At 74.6% G+C, this 17109-nt stretch carries 15 protein-coding genes and 2 pseudogenes; 11 read left to right on the forward strand and 6 right to left on the reverse strand.

Annotation, left to right across the window (positions count from 1 at the left end; translation table 11 throughout):
• The 4 genes and pseudogenes from G011_RS32040 to G011_RS0107490 all read left to right on the forward strand — a co-directional run.
• Nucleotides 1-324 (forward strand): annotated as a pseudogene (locus G011_RS32040) (hypothetical protein); the annotation flags it as partial.
• A 68-nt stretch (nucleotides 325-392) separates the two neighbouring features.
• Complete coding sequence (locus tag G011_RS0107480) at nucleotides 393-1349, forward strand: LysR family transcriptional regulator (protein WP_255342114.1); 957 nt, start codon at nucleotides 393-395, stop codon at nucleotides 1347-1349.
• 124 nt (nucleotides 1350-1473) lie between these two features.
• The gene (locus G011_RS0107485; protein WP_019607931.1) at nucleotides 1474-2520 is read left to right on the forward strand and encodes an endonuclease/exonuclease/phosphatase family protein; all 1047 of its coding nucleotides are present in this window, start codon (nucleotides 1474-1476) and stop codon (nucleotides 2518-2520) included.
• Between the two features lie 101 nt (nucleotides 2521-2621).
• Entirely contained in the window at nucleotides 2622-3458 is an 837-nt protein-coding gene (locus G011_RS0107490) for a TIGR03619 family F420-dependent LLM class oxidoreductase (RefSeq protein ID WP_026338112.1), read from the forward strand.
• A gap of 46 nt (nucleotides 3459-3504) precedes the next feature.
• On the opposite strand, the gene G011_RS0107495 is transcribed toward G011_RS0107490, so the two are convergent.
• Nucleotides 3505-3741, reverse strand: a complete 237-nt coding sequence (locus G011_RS0107495) for a hypothetical protein (RefSeq protein ID WP_013154547.1) — start codon at nucleotides 3739-3741, stop codon at nucleotides 3505-3507.
• Between the two features lie 202 nt (nucleotides 3742-3943).
• On the opposite strand from G011_RS0107495, the gene G011_RS0107500 reads away from it, so the two are divergent.
• Entirely contained in the window at nucleotides 3944-4573 is a 630-nt protein-coding gene (locus G011_RS0107500) for an HAD-IA family hydrolase (RefSeq protein WP_019607933.1), read from the forward strand.
• Between the two features lie 142 nt (nucleotides 4574-4715).
• A complete protein-coding gene (locus G011_RS0107505) occupies nucleotides 4716-5174 on the forward strand; it encodes a GNAT family N-acetyltransferase (protein ID WP_019607934.1) in 459 nt (152 codons plus the stop codon).
• 565 nt (nucleotides 5175-5739) lie between these two features.
• Here G011_RS0107505 and G011_RS29620 read toward each other — a convergent pair.
• Nucleotides 5740-6525, reverse strand: a pseudogene (locus G011_RS29620) (class I SAM-dependent methyltransferase).
• An 83-nt stretch (nucleotides 6526-6608) separates the two neighbouring features.
• Nucleotides 6609-7556, reverse strand: a complete 948-nt coding sequence (locus G011_RS0107515) for an AraC family transcriptional regulator (protein ID WP_019607937.1) — start codon at nucleotides 7554-7556, stop codon at nucleotides 6609-6611.
• Nucleotides 7557-7731: 175 nt separating this feature from the next.
• Here G011_RS0107515 and G011_RS0107520 point away from each other — a divergent pair, with 175 nt between their 5' ends.
• Entirely contained in the window at nucleotides 7732-8562 is an 831-nt protein-coding gene (locus G011_RS0107520) for an NAD-dependent epimerase/dehydratase family protein (RefSeq protein WP_019607938.1), read from the forward strand.
• Between the two features lie 426 nt (nucleotides 8563-8988).
• Nucleotides 8989-10518 carry a C4-dicarboxylate transporter DctA gene (dctA, locus tag G011_RS0107525; RefSeq protein WP_019607939.1) on the forward strand — a complete coding sequence of 510 codons (1530 nt, stop codon included), beginning with the start codon at nucleotides 8989-8991 and terminating at the stop codon, nucleotides 10516-10518.
• A gap of 206 nt (nucleotides 10519-10724) precedes the next feature.
• Here the strand turns inward: dctA and G011_RS0107530 are convergent, their stop codons facing one another.
• Together G011_RS0107530 and G011_RS0107535 are read right to left on the reverse strand one after the other, a co-directional pair.
• Nucleotides 10725-11240 carry a hypothetical protein gene (locus tag G011_RS0107530; RefSeq protein WP_019607940.1) on the reverse strand — a complete coding sequence of 172 codons (516 nt, stop codon included), beginning with the start codon at nucleotides 11238-11240 and terminating at the stop codon, nucleotides 10725-10727.
• 5 nt (nucleotides 11241-11245) lie between these two features.
• Nucleotides 11246-12571 carry an MFS transporter gene (locus G011_RS0107535; RefSeq protein WP_019607941.1) on the reverse strand — a complete coding sequence of 442 codons (1326 nt, stop codon included), beginning with the start codon at nucleotides 12569-12571 and terminating at the stop codon, nucleotides 11246-11248.
• Nucleotides 12572-12641: 70 nt separating this feature from the next.
• Here G011_RS0107535 and G011_RS0107540 point away from each other — a divergent pair, with 70 nt between their 5' ends.
• From G011_RS0107540 to G011_RS0107555, 3 genes are all read left to right on the forward strand, one after another.
• On the forward strand, nucleotides 12642-13637 hold the full coding sequence (locus G011_RS0107540; RefSeq protein ID WP_026338113.1) for a GlxA family transcriptional regulator: 996 nt from the start codon (nucleotides 12642-12644) through the stop codon (nucleotides 13635-13637).
• A 288-nt stretch (nucleotides 13638-13925) separates the two neighbouring features.
• Nucleotides 13926-14534, forward strand: coding sequence for a hypothetical protein (locus tag G011_RS0107550; protein WP_019607944.1), 609 nt, complete (start codon nucleotides 13926-13928; stop codon nucleotides 14532-14534).
• 251 nt (nucleotides 14535-14785) lie between these two features.
• The gene (locus G011_RS0107555; RefSeq protein ID WP_019607945.1) at nucleotides 14786-16306 is read left to right on the forward strand and encodes a VWA domain-containing protein; all 1521 of its coding nucleotides are present in this window, start codon (nucleotides 14786-14788) and stop codon (nucleotides 16304-16306) included.
• Here the strand turns inward: G011_RS0107555 and G011_RS0107560 are convergent.
• Nucleotides 16233-17108: a cytochrome c oxidase assembly protein gene (locus G011_RS0107560; protein ID WP_019607946.1), complete on the reverse strand. Its 876-nt coding sequence runs from the start codon at nucleotides 17106-17108 to the stop codon at nucleotides 16233-16235. The two genes, G011_RS0107555 and G011_RS0107560, sit on opposite strands and share 74 nt — an antisense overlap.
• Nucleotide 17109: the final 1 nt, after the last annotated feature.

Here is a 17109-nt window from a genome sequence, read left to right on the forward strand (position 1 = left end):
TGCCCGATTGTGTGCGACAAGGGCTTCGCCGGGGCCGGGATCGAGGCCGCTGCGGCGAAGCTGGGCCATCCGCTCATCCGTCCGGTGCGCGGGGACGAGCCCGAACCCGGGGTGGAGGTGTTCCCGTCCTGGCTGCGGCAGCGGATCGAGGCCGTCATCTGGACGTTGAAGAACCAACTCGGTCTGGAACGCCACGCCGCGCGCACCAGCGAGGGGCTGTGGGCCAGGGTGTGCCAGCGTATCTGCGCGCTCAACGCCGCGATCTGGCACAACTGGCTGGTGGGTGCCCCGGTCAAGCGGTCATTGATCGCTTACGACCACTGACCAGGACACCAAACCCCCATCAACGATCTAGTCCGACCACCCATTCACCGACCAATAAAATCGGCGAGGTGAGCTATAGGAATGTCAATGGTTCGGGCACGGCGGCCGATCCGCCGCCCGGCGGGCCGCTCGATCTGCAGCAGTTGAGGACCTTCCTGGCGGTACACCGGTCGGGGTCCTTCACCGCCGCCGCGCAGTTGCTGCGTCTGTCGCAGCCCACGGTCACCACCCAGATCCGTTCCCTGGAGCGGCGGCTCGGACACCCCCTCTTCGAGAGGCTGCCCCGAGGGGTGGCCCCGACCGCCGAGGCCAACGACCTGGCCGCGCGCGTGGCCGGGCCCCTGGACGCGCTGGAGGTGGTCGCCGGGCGCGACGGCGGCGGCGCGTCCGCGTCGCCCGCGCCGCTGCGCGTGGCGGGCCCCGCCGAGGCGCTGCACGCGCTGGTGCTGCCCGCGCTCGCGCCCCTGGTGGAGGGCGGCCTGCGGCTGCGCGTGCGCACCGGCCCGGCCGAGGACCTGCTGGAGGAGCTGCGCCGGGACCGGCACGACCTGGTGGTCTCCGCGGTGCGACCGCGGGGGCGGACCCTGGTCGCCGAACCCCTCGCCGACGAGGAGTTCGTGCTGGTGGCGTCGCCGGCGTGGGCGGACCGGATCGGCCGCGACCGGCTCCTGCGCCAGGGCGCCTCCGCGCTGTGCGCGGTCCCGCTGGTGGCCCACGACGACGAGCTGTCGGTCCTGCGCCGCTACTGGCGGCAGGTGTTCGGGGTGCGGCTGACGTGTGCACCCGCGGTCACCGCGCCCGACCTGCGCGGGGTGGTGTCGGCCGTCACGGCGGGGGCGGGGGTGACGGTGCTGCCGCGCCACCTGTGCCGGGAGACGCTGGCCGAGGGGCGCCTGGTGGAGCTCCTGGCCCCGGAGGAGCCGCCGGTCACCACGCTGTACCTGGTACGGCGCCCGGGGGTGGCGGACAACCCGTGCCTGGAGGAGGTGCACCGGCGCCTGGTGGCGGCCGCCCGCGCCTGTTGAGGGGGCGCCCGGGGGCTCGGTGCCGCCGGGGTCGGATACGTCAGCGCCCCGAACCCCCGCCGCGGTGGTGTAGTCCTAACCCGGTGAAGGGCGGACGGCGGCGTCCGCTCCGGGGAGGACGGCGATGGAACGCGTACAGGCACCGGGAAGCGGCACGGAACCGGCGGGCGGCGGGGCCTCCGGGGTCCCCGGCCGCTCCCCCGCGGTGACCGTCCTGGTCACGCTGGCCGCCGCGGGGTTCGCCGTGTTCGCCCTGCTGCGGGTCCTGGGCCTGGAACGGGGCTGGCCCCTGGTGCCCGCGCTGGCCTTCGCGCCCTACGTGCTGGCCGCCGCGCCCCTGGCGGCGGTGGTGGCCGGACTGCTGCGGCGCTGGGGGTCCATGGCGGTCCTGACCGCGGTGACGTTGGCGCTGGCCGCCGTGGTCGTGCCCCGCGCGGTGCCGTTCGGCGTGACCTCGGCGGGCGGTCCGGTCGTGCGGATCATGACCCTGAACATGCTCGGCGGCGGCGCCGACGCGGCGCGGGTGGTGTCGCTGGTGCGCGACCGGGAGGTGGACGTGCTCGCCCTCCAGGAGGTCACCCCCGACCTGGTGCGCGAGCTGTCCGCCGCCGGGCTGGACGGCCTGCTGCCGCACGCCGTCGACCGCTCCGACCCCCGGGGCGTGCACGGAAGCACCGTCCACTCGGCCTTCCCGCTCACCGACACCGGCGGCGGGGAGGCGGGACACAACACGTTCGCGATGCCGACCGCCGTCGTGCGGCTGCCCGAGGACGGCGACGGGGACGGGGAGGACGACGTGCTGGAGGTGACGTCGGTGCACGTCCCGCCGCCGCTGTCCCCCGCCTACACCGCCTCCTGGCGCGGGGAGCTGGAGGGCCTGGCCGAGGCGGGCGACCCGGACACGATGCGGGTCCTGGCCGGGGACTTCAACGCCACGCTCGACCACGCGGCGCTGCGCGAGGTCCTGGACGCGGGGTACCTGAGCTCGGCCGCGGTCCTGGGCGAGGGGCTGGAGCCCACGTGGCCGGTGGGGCGGGCGGTGCCGGGCCTGGCCATCGACCACGTGCTGGTGCACCCCCGGATGGGCGTCGACGGCCTGGAGGTCGTGGAGGTGACCGGCACCGACCACAGGGCGGTGCTGGTCGAGGTGTCCCTGCCCTCGCCCCGGTAGGCGTTCCGGCGTTCCGGCGTTCCGGCGTTCCGGCGAGGACGGTGCAGGAATATCTGGCCCGTCCTCGCCCTCACACCGGTGGCACCGTCTACCGTCACTCCATGAGCGAGTTGACCGAACCGATCACGGGAACGCCCCTCCAGGTGGTCCTGCCCGACGAGTCCGCGCAGATGTCCCCGAGAACCCTCGTCGAACTGGGGGTTCGCGCCGAGGAGCTGGGCGTGGACGCGGTGTGGCTGCCCGACCACCTGCTGCCGCCCGCGCCGTACGGCCGCACCTTCGGCGGCGTGTACGAGCCGCTGGTGGCCCTGGCCCACCTGGCTGCCCTGACCCGGCGAATCCGGCTGGGCACGTCGGTGCTGGTGGCGCCGATGCGCGACCCGTTCGTGCTGGCGAAGCAGGTGGCGACCCTGGACGCCCTGTCCGAGGGGCGCTTCGTCCTGGGCGTGGGGACCGGCTGGTCGCGAGAGGAGTTCGAGGCCGTGGGGTCGGACTTCGCCACGCGCGGCGCCCGGACCGACGAGACGCTGCGGCTGCTACGGCACCTGTTCGAGGGCGAGGGTCCGTTCGAGGGGCGCTTCCACTCCTACGAACGCGGGGTGTTCGCGCCCCGTCCGGCGCGGCGCGTACCCGTGATGGTGGGCGGCACGTCCGACCGGGCGCTGCGGCGGGCCGCCGAGTGGGCCGACGTGTGGCAGGGCGTGGGACTGGACACGGCGGGGTTCGTGGAGGCCCGGAACCGGCTGCGGGAGCTGACCCCGCGGCCGGTGCGCGCGGGAATGCGGATCGCCTGGTCCGGTGGCGAGGAGGAGTTCGAACGCGCCGTCGGGCTGTTCCGGGAGCTGACCGCCGCCGGAGCGGACGCGGTGGCGGTGTGGTTCGGCGACGCGGAGGGCTTCGGCGAGCGGATGGAGCGGTTCGCGGCGGCACTGCGCTGACAGAGGGCGCCGCGCCGACCGGCGGTGCCGGTCCGGTGCGGCGTTCCTACTCCTGCCCGCCGAAGAGCCCGCGGCCTCCGTACTTCTTGTGGATGGCCTGCTTGGACACGCCGAGCACCCCGGCGATCTCGGCCCAGGTGGAGCCGCGGTTGCGGGCGCGGCGGACGAGGACGGCCTCGACCCGCTCCATCTCCCTGCGCAGTTGGACGGTGGCGTCCAGGCCCACCAGCGGGTCGTCGGCTCCGGTGGTGCGGGCGAGGGCGGTCAGCTGTTCGGCGTCCATGGGTCAACTGTAATTGACATGCCCGTGGTGGCGCACCCGTCTCCAGGCGCGTCCTCGTCGGACGGGCGGAAGACGGCCGGTCGCCGTGCCGGATCCGGCCGGCCCCCGCTCCCGGCGGTCCGGCAGGGGTACCGCCGCCGACGCCCCGGCGGTCGCGGATGGCACCCTGGAGTGCCTGGCGAGAAGCGGACGAGGGAGTGACGTGGGCGGCTACGACGAGGCGACCGTGCTGTTCGACCTGGACGGCGTGCTGGTGGACTCCACGGCGAGCATCCGCGCGGGGCTGACCGCGTGGGCCGTGGAACGCGGCCTGGACGTCGGCGCGGTGCTCGAACACCACCACGGGCGGACCGACGTGGATCTGGCCCGCCTCTTCGCCCCGCACCTGGACCCGTTGGCCGAGGCGCCGCGGATCGAGGACCACGAGGCCGCCGCCGGGGACGGCGTCCGGGGCGTGCCCGGCGCACGCGAACTCCTGACCGAACTCGACGCGCACGGACGCCCATGGGCGATCGTCACGTCCGGGAGCGACCGGATCGCGCGTTCGCGGATCGCGACGGCGGGGCTGCCCCTCCCCCGCGTGCTGGTGACCGCCGACCAGGTGGCCCGGGGCAAGCCCCACCCGGCCCCGTACCTGCTGGGCGCCGAACGCATGGGGGTCTCCCCCGGGCGGTGCGTGGTGGTGGAGGACTCCGTGAGCGGCGTCCGCTCCGGCCTGGACGCGGGCATGCCCGTGGTGGCCGTGGCCTCCACGACCGCCCCCGGGGACCTCGCGCACGCGACCACCGTGGTGGCGGACCTCGAAGCCGTGGCCGCGCTGCTGTTCCCGTAATCCCCCGCCCCGGACCGACCCCGCCCGCGCCGCGGGCGAGCGCTCCGGAGGGCCGGACCCCCGCTCCCCCGGAACCGCTCGGGGCGGGGCCCGGCGACCGCGTCCGGCAGCGCCGGAACGCCTGACGACGAACGGAGCACCCTTGAACGAGGGCATCACCATCGACCGGGCCCGCGCCGAGGACGTGGCGGCGATCGTCGCCATGCTCGCCGACGACGAACTGGGCGCCCGGCGCGAGGATCCCGGGAACCTGGCCCCCTATCTGGCGGCCTTCGAGGTGATCGACGCCGACCCGCACCAGTTCCTGGCGGTGGCCCGCCGCGGGGGCCGGGTGGTGGGAACCCTCCAGCTGACGTTCCTGCCGGGCCTGTCCCACCGGGGCGCGACCCGCGCCCAGGTGGAGGCGGTGCGGGTGCACTCGGACGTGCGCGGCGGCGGCCTGGGCACCGACCTGCTGGCCTGGGCCGAGGAGGAGGCCCGCCGCCGGGGAGCCGCCATGCTCCAGCTGACCTCGGACGCCTCGCGGGAGGACGCCCACCGCTTCTACGAGCGGTTGGGGTACACCGCCTCCCACGTCGGCTTCAAGAAGCGGCTCGGCTGACCGTTACGGAAGCCTGGCCGCATCCACATGAGACGGACAGCATGGGTCTTGGCCGGCACGGGTCGCTGATCGCATCGGGGGCACCAGCGGTTCCTCTCCCTCCGTCCGTCCGGGGGCGTGGCCGTACCTCACCCACCAGCGGAGTCCCACGCTCCTGCGCTCGATAAGGCGCGGTATTCGCTGTGGGGTCGGACCATGTCCGATAGCGGGCTTCCGCTTCCCTCTCCCCGCCAGTTCCACTGCGAGCACACCCAGTCCAGGCATCGGGTGCTCGCCCTCGTCCCAGACGACAACGGCACCGCATACCTCCAGGCGGTTCTGAGGTGCGCAGACGGGAAACTGGCCCGCCGCGCCGCTCCGCTCATGCCCTGAACGCCGCCCTCGGCAAAGGCCCTGGAAGTTCCGTGCACGGCACGTGTGAGGACGTCGCCGCCGAACTCCCCCGCGCGCCCGCCGCTTCGTTGCGCCAAACCGTGTTGGCCTCGGGGACGCCCCTGCGATGTGTCGCCCGAAACCGTGACCTGGAGCAGCCGGACTTCGGCCTTGAGCGGACACCGGTGTGCGGCTACGGCGTCCGGCGGGCCAGGTGGAGCCGCGTGACGTAGGGGACGCGCACGTTCCCGTCGGGGAAGTGCGCGGCGACGAGCTCGGTGAGGGCGGCCCGGGTGCGCTCCTCGCCGATGTTGCGGACCACGGCGGCCATCCTGCTGGAGGACAGCGCGCTCCCGACGAAGCCAGCGGTGTCGAGCTCGCGCGTCCAGGCGGTGGTGAACTCGGTGGCGTTGGAAAGGCCCTCCCGGGCTTCCATCTCGGCGACGGTGTCGTAGGCGCGGTAGTCGCGCCGGTAGTGGTCGCCGTACTCCTCCATCAGGCTCTCGTGGGCGTCGACGAACGCACTGGCCGTCCAGTCGCGGTCGTTGTTGAGGACCGCGACGGTGCCGCCGGGCAGGAGCAGGCGCGCGGCCTCGGCATAGAAGGCCGACCGGTCGAATCAGTGGACGGCCTGTGCGGCCAGCACGAGGGAGGCCGACGCGTCGGGGAAGGGGACCTCCTCGGCACGGCCGTCCACGTACTCGGCCCCGTCGGGTTCCCCGGTGGCGGTGGCCCGCATGGAACGCCCCGGCTCGACGCCGACCACACGAGGATCCGGGCCGAAGACGTGGCGCAGGGCGCGGGTGGAGATGCCCGTCCCCGCGCCGACGTCGAGCAGGAGCCAGGGCTCGGGCCAGGAACTCCGCTCACCGGCGAGGACGTGGGCGCGCAACCGGTCGAGCAGGGAACGGGGGTATCCCGGCCGGAAACGGCGATAACCCTCGCTGAGCTGGTCGAACGCCTGGGTCCTGTCGGTCATCGCGTCCCCCTTCTACCGTGCCCTGGTCCCGGGGTCTCGGGGACACCTACCCAACCACGTGGCTCGGGACCGCGTCAGGCCTCCTACGGCACGCGTTCGGCCCGGGCGGCCCGATACGCGGACGGGCTCGCGCCCGTGTGGTTCTTGAACGCGGAACTGAACGCGAACGCGCTCCCGTAGCCCACCCGGGCGGCCACGGCCTCCAGGCCCAGCCCCGGGCTGGCGGTGAGCAGGTCGCAGGCCACCGTCAGCCGCCAGGTGCGCAGGTAGGTCATCGGAGGGGTACCAACGGCCCGCTGGAAGCGCGCGGCCAGGGTCGCGCGGGAGACCGCGCACTCCCCCGCCAGGGACTCCAGCGTCCAGGGGTCGGCGACGCGCTCGTGGACCAGCTCCAGCGCCCGCGCGACGACGGGGTCGCTGCGGGCGGTGAGCCAGTTGGGCGCGCTGTCGGGGTTGTCCTCCAGCCAGGCGCGCACCGCCATCACCAGCAGGCAGTCCAGGAGCCGGTCGTTGAGGCTGGTCTGGGCGACGTGGCCGGTGGTGATCTCGCGTGCGAGCAGTTCCACCAGCGCGGGGTCGACCCGACCCTCGGAGAGCACCGCCAGCGACGGCAGCGCGGCCAGGGCGAGGCGGCCGACCTCGCTGTCGTCCAGGTAGGCGCCCACGACCATGGTGTCGGTGCCGTCGGGGTCGTTCCCCCAGGTGCCGACGCCGTGGCTCATGGACACGTGGACCTCCGCGCCGTCGCGGGCCACGCACCGCGCACCCGGCAGAGCGGTGACGGTGGGCTCCCGGCCCGGGCTGTCGGCGATCACGTAGGGCTCCGGGCCGCGCACGAGCACCAGGTCGCCGGGACCGGCCTCGGCCTCCTCTCCGCTCGCCGCCACCCAGGCGCGCCCGGAGGTGACCACGACCAGGGTGAGCGCGGCCTCGTCGCGGATGTCGATGCCCCAGGGCGGGCTCATGACGGTGCGCAGGGTGAAGGCGCCGCGCGCGCGTGGTCCGTCCAGGAGGTGCACGAGGGGGTCCACGGCCTCACCCTAGTGACGCGGACGGGGGCTCAGGGCTCTGCCGCCGAACGCGCGGGCTCCTCCGAGGAGGCCGCGTCCGAGGGCAGCGGGGACCGCGCCGGATTCAGACGGACGCTTATGCACACCAGCGTTCTGGCTATGTTCCGTCCAGCCCCCGGCTGGTGGACTGGGGGACATGACCACACAACACGTCCTCGTCACCGGCGGCACCGGCATGACCGGCCGCCGCGTCACCCGCCTGCTGCGCGAGCACGGCGCCGACGTCCGGGTCGGCTCCCGCTCCGGCCGGCCCCGCTTCGACTGGCACGAACCCGCCACATGGGACGCCGTCCTGGAGGGGGTCGCCTCCGTCTACCTGTGCTACCACCCCGACCTGGCCTTTCCCGGGGCCGACGAGGCCGTCGCCGCGTTCGCCTCCCGTGCCGCCCGGAGCGGTGTCCGGCGCGCGGTGCTGCTGTCGGGCCGAGGCGAGGAGGGGGCCGAGCGCGCGGAGCACGCCGTGCGCGGTGTGTTCCCCGACCTGACCGTGCTGCGCTGCTCGGTCTTCGCGCAGGACTTCTCCGAGAGCTTCCTGCTCGGGCCGGTCCTGGAGGGCACTGTGGCCCTGCCGGTGCCGGACGTGCCCGAGCCGTTCGTGGATCTCGACGACGTCGCGGAGATCGCGGCCCGGGCGCTGACGGAGGACGGGCACGCCGGTGAGCTGTACGAGCTGACCGGGCCCCGGGCACTGACGTTCACCGAGGCCACCCGTCTGATCGGTGGGGCCGCCGGGTACCCCGTCGTCTGCCGCCGGGTCCCGCCGGAGGAGTTCGTCGCCGGGGCGGTCGCCGCGGGGCTGCCCGAGGAGGTGGCCCGGGGGCTGACCGAGCTGTTCGGCGAGATCCTGGACGGCCGCAACGCCGAACCCGCCGACGGGGTGGAGAAGGCGCTGGGCCGCCCGGCCTCGGACTTCGCCGAGTACGTCCGCCGGGCCGGGGCCGCCGGGGCCTGGAGCCGCCCGGCGTGAGGGCTCCTGCACGGGGGCGCCCGGCACAGAGGGGAGCAGCGCACCGGAGTCCGGCACGAGGGCGCTGAGCGCGGGGGCGTCGGCGCGGGGCGCCCTCCCGAGTCTTGTCCGCGTTGTGAGCCCACCACCAGAGCGGCCACTCTCCGTTACCACCGGCCGAACCGGAGACCGGCGTCAACGCAGGTCAGGGCACCTTCCGGGCACAGGCGGGCCGACCATCCCCGCCACGTCCCTCACAGGGAGCCACCGGTCCTCGCGAGCACCCGGACACACGAACACCCTCAGTGAAAGGAAATGCGGGGCCATGCCACCGAAAGTGACCAAATGTCAGGTAAACCTTAAGTTTCCCCCTCGTGGGTTGGCCGTTACGCGCCTCGGGCGTGAAGGTTCCTGTGACCCGCTACACAGGACCTGGAGGAGAAGGCCATGCCGAGCCCCGGACGCGCCGCCGCCCCCGGGCAGAGTGCCGACAAGGCACCGCCCAGGCGCAAGAAGCCCATCTACCGTCACCTGTACTTCTGGGTGCTCGTCGGTATCGCGCTCGGCATCGCCGTCGGTCTGCTCTTCCCGACCTGGGCCGCGGACATGCGCTGGCTGGCCGACCTGTTCATCAAGCTCGTCAAGGTCGTCATCGCCCCGACCATCTTCTGCACCGTCGTCGTGGGCATCGCCGGTCTGGGCAACCTGGCCAAGGCGGGCGGGCTGGCCCTGCGCACCCTGGTGTACTTCACCGCGCTGACCGTGATCGCCCTGGCCATCGGCCTGGTCACCGTCAACGTCATGCGTCCGGGCGTGGGCCTGAACGTGTCCTTCGACGAGGCCGACGCCGCGGACACCATCGCCGAGGCCGAGGCGGGCGGAACCGGTTTCTCCGGCTTCATCCTCCACATGATCCCCGACTCGTTCTTCTCCGCGTTCGTGGAGGGCGAGCTGATCCAGGTCCTGGTCCTGGCCATCCTGGTCGCCTGCGCCCTGACCATGCTCGGCAGGCGCGGCGAGCCCGCCGTCCGCGCCCTGGACACGATGTCGCACATCATGTTCGGCGTCATCAAGATCGTCATGTACGCGGCGCCCGTCGGCGCCTTCGGCGGCATGGCCTTCACCATCGGCGAGTACGGCGGCCAGGTGCTCAGCAGCCTCGCCTACTTCATGCTCAGCTTCTACGTCACCTGTGTCCTGTTCATCGTCGTCGTCCTGGGCCTCGTCAGCCGCCTGGCCGGGTTCAGCCTGTTCCGCCTGGTGCGCCTGATCCGCGACGAGCTCCTCATCGTGCTGGGCACCTCCTCCAGCGAGTCGGTGCTGCCGCGCATGATGACCAAGCTGGAGGCCGCGGGCGCCAAGAAGTCCGTGGTGGGCCTGACCATCCCGACCGGGTACTCCTTCAACCTGGACGGTACCGCCATCTACATGACCATGGGCGCCATCTTCATCGCCCAGGCCACCGGTTCGGACATCTCCGTCTGGACCCAGGTCGGACTGCTGCTGTTCATGCTGCTCTCCAGCAAGGGCGCGGCGGGCGTCAGCGGTGCCGGTCTGGTGACCCTGGCCGCCTCGCTGGCCGCGTTCGGCGACGTGATCCCGCTGGCGGGCATCGCGCTCATCGTCGGCATCGACCGCTTCATGTCCGAGGGCCGCGCCCTGACCAACCTCATCGGCAACGCGGTGGGCACCCTGGTCATCGCCCGCTGGACCGGCGGCCTGGACCGCGAGCGCCTCGCCCACACGCTGAGGAACCCGGACAGCATCGACATGGACGCCCTCATGAGCTACGACAAGCCCGCCGAGGGTTCCGGCGGGGCCGCGGAGGCCTCCGGCACAACCGGGGGCGACGGCTCGGAGGCCGAGGAGGCCAGGACGGCCGGCTCCGACACGGCCGCCGGGGAGTCGCGGACCGCCGACGTCTCCGGTGGGGAGGGCGAGGACCGGCACGCCCCCGTGGGCGCACCGCGCGGCTGACCCCGCGCCGCGATATCCGAGCGCGGTCAGCGGCTCGCCGCGGTCGGCGGACGGTCCACCCGGCCGACCGCGGGCCGGACACGCCCAGCCCGTCCCCCGGCCCGTGCCCGGTGTCCGTACGCCTCCCGTCCCTCGTGCGGGCACCGGTTCCCACCGCCCCGGGCGGGCCTCCGGGTCCGTCCGGGGCGGCCCGCGTCCGGGGCCGGTCACTCCTTCGCCGGTCCGCGCCGCAGGTAGCGCACCCAGTTCGCCGCGACACCGCCGACCAGGGCCGGGCACGCCGCGAGGACGAGCGAGGACAGGATCCACTCCCGGGAGCCGTCGGGGCCGTAGACGCGGTTGGCGGCCCCGGCGTCCACGGCCGGGATCCGCACGCCCTCCTCGCAGGTGTCGCGCCCGGCCGCGTGCAGGTAGACCCCGCGCGGCTCCCCTCCCCCCGCACCGGTGAAGGTGCCGTTGCAGGTGCACGACTCGTGCCCCGGGTGCTGGACGCAGGTGATGCTCGTCGCGGTGAACACGCCCGGTACTCCCTCGCCGCGCGCCGCGCGCAGTCCCTGCTCCAGCCCGGCGAACCCCACGTAGGCCACCAGGGCGGCGAGGACCACCAGCACGGCGGAGAACCCTGGTGACGGGCGCCCGGCCCCGCGGGCCGTGCCCGGGTCGACCCCGGCAGCGGCGCCCGCGGGACCCTCGGCGCCGCCCCGGGTTCCGGTGTCCCCCATCGCGCTCACACCCTCCTCCGCTCGTGGTCACGGGCCCCTCCGGGCCCCTCGTCCGCGAGGTCGGAGCCCGTACCGCGCGGCACCCTGAAGGCCAGCATCGCGGCGACGGCGCACAGGGCGGCGCCCGTCAGCCACACCGGCCCGTAGCTTCCGCCCGCGTCGCGGACGAAGCCGCCGAAGACCGCCATGGCCCCCGCGCCGCCCTGGTGGACGGCGTTGACCCACCCGAAGACGATGGCCCCGTCGGCGCCGAAGAGCCGGCGGCACAGCAGGATGGTCGGGGGCACCGTCGCGACGTCGAGCAGGCCGAACACCATGACGAAGGCCGCCATCGCCGCTCCGGCGTCCGGCCCCAGCAGCACGGGCAGCGCGGCCAGGAGCACGCCCCGACCCGCGTAGCAGGCGACCAGGAGCAGGCGCGGGTCCACCCGGTCGGTGAGCCATCCGGACAGGACCGTCCCCGCCAGGGAGAAGACGCCGATCGCCGACACCAGCGCCGCCGCGACCGTGACGGCCATCCCCTGGTCCTGGGCGGCGGGTACGAAATGGGTCCACATGATGCCGTTGGTGGTCGCGCCGCACACCGCGAACGCTCCGCCCAGGAGCCAGAACCGGCGGCTGCGCACCGAGGAGGACAGGACCCGCACGGTCCGGCGCGCCGCGCCCCGGTCCGCCCGGGGCCTGTCCACGAAGACCGGGGAACCGTAGGGGCGCTGCCCCAGGTCGGCCGGGTGGTTCCGCAGCACCAGGGCGACGAGGACGATCATGACGCCCGCCGTCAGCACCAGGGTCACGATGGCCGGACGCCATCCCCGGTGGTCCACGATCCAGGCCAGCGCGGGGAGGAACACCAGCTGGCCGAAGGCGCTGGCCCCGGTCAGGGCGCCGATGACCAGCCCACGGCGTCGGACGAACCAGTTGTCGGCCACCGTGGCGGCGAACGTCATCGCCAGTGACCCCGTGCCCGCGCCGACGAGCAGCCCCCAGTAGAGGGTCAGCTGCCAGGCGGTGGTCATGACGAGGGTCAGTCCGGCCCCCGCCACGACGGCGCCCAGGGCCGTCAGGGCGACCCCGCGGACACCGAACCGGTCCATCAGCGCCGCGGCGAAGGGGGCGATCAGGCCGTAGACGAGCATGTTGACCGAGGCCGCCGCACCGATCGCCCCGCGGGACCACCCGTACTCGGCGTGCAGGGGATCGGTCAGGACTCCGGGCATCGCGGCGAAGGCCGCCGCGGCGACGATGGTCAGGCACGCGACGAGGGCGACCAGCCAGGCGCGGTGGAACGGCGTGCGTGCGGGCTCTTGCGCGGAAGCGGTGTTCTCGGCCATGGCCTCAGGCTCCTGCGCGGGCACCTCCCCCGACAGTGTCCCGAAAGCCAACATGCGCAAGAATCAGGCCATGAGGATTTTCTCGCGGCCCGGCCGCCACCGCGTGGCCGTCCTCGTCCGGCACGGCCTGCTGCCCATCGAGGCGGGCATCGTCCACCGCCTGTTCGGCCAGGCCCGGAGCGCCGACGGGGAGCTGCTCTACGAGGTCGTCACCTGCGCGCTGGAACCGGGGGAGATCAGCACCGACACCGACTTCACGATCAACGTGGCCCACGGACCGGAGGCCCTCGACGAGGCGGACACGGTGATCCTGCCCGCCGCCGACGAGGACTACGGCGAACGCCCGCACGCCCCCCTCGCACCGGCTCTGGCCGCGGCCGTCGCGCGCATCCCGCCGAACGCGCGCGTGGCCTCGATCTGCACCGGCGCGTTCGTGCTCGCCGCGGCCGGGCTCCTGGACGGGTGCCGCGTGACCACCCACTGGAAGTCCGCGGGCTACTTCCGCGCCATGTACCCCGGCATCGACCTGGACCCGGACGTGCTGTACACCGACAACGGGCGTGTACTGACAGCTGCCGGGGTCGCCTCGGGCATCGACCTGGGCCTGCACATGATCCGGCTCGACCACGGCACCGCCGTGGCCAACGAGGTGGCGCGCAGCACCGTCGTCCCGCCCCACCGCGACGGCGGCCAGGCCCAGTACATCCGCCGTCCCGTGCCCGCGCCGGAGCGTGCCGCGACGGGTCGGGCGCGCGCCTGGGCCCTGGAACACCTGCACCTCCAGCCGGGTCTGCGGGAGATGGCCCTCCAGGAGGCCGTGAGCGTGCGTACCCTCACCCGCCGTTTCCGCGACGAGGTGGGGCTCTCGCCCGGTCAGTGGGTCGCCCAGCAGCGCCTGGACCGGGCCCGGCAGCTGTTGGAGGAGTCGGACCTGCCGGTGGACAGGGTCGCGCACGAGGCGGGTTTCGGCACGGCGGCGTCGCTGCGCCAGCACATGCACGCCGAACTGGGCGTGTCCCCCAGCGCCTACCGGCGCACCTTCCGGGGCACACCGGACTCGGCCTGAACCCGTTCGGGGCCCGGAGCCCCTGGCCGGGGACACGGGCGGCGAACCTCCACAACGGGGAGGCGCCCCGCGGGGCTCGCCGGTACGGCACACGGAACCGGGTCCGGGCCTTTCCCGGTGGGGTGGTCGGTGCGGCGTACGGCCCGGAGCGGGACGCGGGCGCGCACGAGCGGGCCACGGGCGCGGAACCCCCGTGGCTGCGCGGTTCGCGGCGTGAGGAGGCTCCGAACGGGTAACGGGGGACCGTGGGTACTCGCCCACGCCCGCCCCTCACCCCGGAAGGCCCCCGTGAAGCTCTACGCCGAGTACCCCGTGCGCGCGTTCCTCCAGTTCGCCTCCGACCTGCTCGCCGCCGCCTGGGTGTACGCGTGGGTCAGCGCGGCGCTGGCGCTGCACGAGACCCTCATGGCCCTCAGCCGCCCCGGCGAACTCATGGTGAGCACGGGCGAGGGCTTCAGCGAGCACATGAACGCCGCCGCCGAGCAGGCCCGGCAGGTGCCCCTGGCCGGGGAGGCCCTGGCCACCCCGTTCACCAGCATGAGCGAGACCGGCGAGTCCCTCACCGCCGCCGGGACCTCCTTCCAGGAGACGGTGGCCTCGCTCGCGCTGACGCTGCCGCTGCTGACCGCCGCGCTCCCGCTGCTGCTGCTCGCCGCCACCTGGCTGCCCCTGCGCGCCCGGTGGGTGCGCCACGCCAGCGCCGCCAGGCGGTTGCGCGGGCTCGCGCCCGAGGCCCGGTCCCGGCTGCTGGCCCTGCGCGCCCTGACCTCGGCGTCCCCTTCCCGGCTGGCCGGTACGCACGAGGACCCGGCGGGCGCCTGGCGCTCCGGTGACCGGGGAACCGTGGAGGCGCTGGCCGCCCTGGAGCTGCGCCGTCTGGGCCTGCGCCGGATCTGAAGCCCACAGCACCCCGCACCCCGCACCCCGCACCCCGCACCCCGCACCCCGCACCCCGCACCCCGCACCCCGCACCCCGCACCGACGAGGGTCGCCCCGGTCGCGTGGCGGCGGGCCCGCACCGAGCCCTGCCGGGGGGCGGGGTCGGACGCGCGGCCCGGAGATGGCCCCATCCGGCCACGCCGGACCGCGCGAACGTCGTCGCCGCTTCCTAGGCTGGAGGGCCACACACCCGACCCCCCGGAGCATGCATGCACCTGTCAGCGCTGTTGGACTTCGACGCCGTCCCCCGGGACACCGACGACGCCGTGTCCGTCCTGGTCGACATCACCGCCCCCGAACGCGAGGAGGACACCGAACGCCCGCCCGCGACCCTCCAGGTCGTGCTGGATCGCAGCGGGTCCATGGGCGGAGGACGCCTGGACGGCGCGGTGCGCGCGCTGCTCTCCCTGGTGGAGCGGCTCGCGCCCTCCGACAACTTCGGACTCGTGTCCTTCAACGACCAGGCCCGGGTCGAGGTGCCCTGCGGGCCGCTGGAGGACAAGGTGCGGGTGCGCCGCCTGATCTCCGGGCTGCACGCGTCGGGCGGCACCGACCTGTCCAGCGGGCTGCTGCGCGGCGTGCAGGAGGCCCGCCGCGCCGGAGCCGGCCGGGGCGGCACGCTGCTGCTGATCTCCGACGGGCACGCCAACCAGGGCGTCACCGACCACGACCTGCTCCGGCAGGTGGCGGCCGACGCCTACGCCCACGGGGTCACCACCACGACCCTGGGGTACGGCCTGGGCTACGACGAGGAGCTGCTGGGCGCGGTGGCCGACGGCGGCGCGGGCAGCGCCCTGTTCGCCGAGGACCCCGACACCGCGGGCGGCCTGATTGCCCGGGAGGCCGAGTACCTGCTGGCCAAGACGGCCCAGGCCGTGTCGCTGCGGGTTCCGTCCGGCCCGCTCCTGCGCTCCGTCTCCGTGGTGGGCGAGATGCCCTCCCACCGGCTCGCGGACGGATCGGTGGTGGTCGAGCTGGGCGACTTCCACTCCGGGGAGCGGCGCCGTCTGCTGCTGCGCATGGAGGTCCGCGGGCTGTCCGCGCCGGGCACCGTCGCCGCGCTGGAGGTCGCCTACGCCGACCCGGCCACGCTGGACACCTGCACCGTGTCCCTGTCCGTCGAACTCGACGTGGTCGCGCGGGACGCGGCCGACGAACGGGTGCCCCGGCCCGAGGTGCGCGCCGAGGAGGTCCTGCAACGGGCGCAGACCGCCAAGAGGAGGGCCAGCGAGGCCATGCGCCGGGGCGACCGCTTCGGCGCCGCGGGTCTGCTGGAGGAGGCGCGGACGGACCTGGCCGGCCACGTGCCGGCGGCGCCCGCCGGGGCGGGTGCGGCGGCTCCGCCGCCGGAGGTGCTCGCGCAGATGGAGGAACTGCGGCGGATGGCGGGGATGACCCGGACCGGCGACGCCTCCCGGGTCTCCAAGTCGCTGTACGCGAGCCAGGCGGGTTACTCGCGCAAGAGCGGCCGTCAGCGTCCGGGGGCCGCGCAGGGCGGCGGGGAGCGGACCGGACGGGACGGGGACCGGGCGGAGCAGGACCGGACCGGCGGCAGCGGGAGCCGGGACGGTGGCTCTGGTCCCGATCAGGGCTCCGGCCCCGAGGTCGGGGGCGGCGGCCCCGGCCGGGGCTCCGGTCGCGGTCGCCGCGGTCGCCTCATCCGGGGCCAGCAGACCGACGGCGGACGACCCACCCCCGACGAAGGCGCTCCTCCCCCGCGGGAGTCCTGAGGCGGACCCGCCCGGGTTCCGGGCGCGGCCGGGGAAGCAGCCAGGGTCGGCACACCAGGAAGATCAACGCGATCTCCACCGGCGCACCGGCGTAGTACATGAGCTGGGCTCCGGCATGGGCCTGTTCGGCGGGCACCCCCGGAGGCGGCACCGCGTAGAGGGACTTGGCCAGGACGTTGTGCGCGGCGACGGCCGCGACCAGGGCGGCGGCCCGCCACGGCGGAGGGAGCCGGTGCGGCGCGGGGTCGGGTCCGCCCAGCACCGCGAAGGTGAACAGGCATCCGGCGGCCAGCACGTGCGCGTGTACCAGGGCGTGCAGGAGCGGGTCGGTGTGCGTCGCGGCGTACAGGCCGGTGCGGTACAGCGCCCACAGGCCTCCGACGCTGAGCAGGCCCGCGACGACCGGATGGGTCACGAACGCGGCGGGCGCCGACCGCAGGACCCGGGAGAGGGTGCGCGCGGCGTCCAGCGGCAGGGTCCGCAAGGCCAGAGTGGCCGGTGCCGCCAGGACCAGCAGGAGCGGGCCCAGCATGCCCAGCAGGACGTGCCCCGCCATGTGGGCGGCGAAGTCGTGGTGGGCCCGCTCGGCCAGGGGGCCCACCAGGGCCGCCCCCACGGCCGCGCACCCCGCCGCCCAGGCCAGGACGCGGATCCAGGGCCAGGCCCCGCCCCGGCGGCTCGGCAGGAGCGCCGCGACCGCGTAGACCGCCAGGGCCGCGCACACCAGCGCCAGGACGGCCCACGCGCCGGGAGCGAGGAGGCCGGGGACCGCGGTGGCGGGTTCGTGCCCGCGGTGGTCCACG

Source organism: Nocardiopsis sp. CNS-639 (assembly GCF_000381685.1).
Classification (GTDB): Bacteria; Actinomycetota; Actinomycetes; order Streptosporangiales; family Streptosporangiaceae; genus Nocardiopsis; species Nocardiopsis dassonvillei.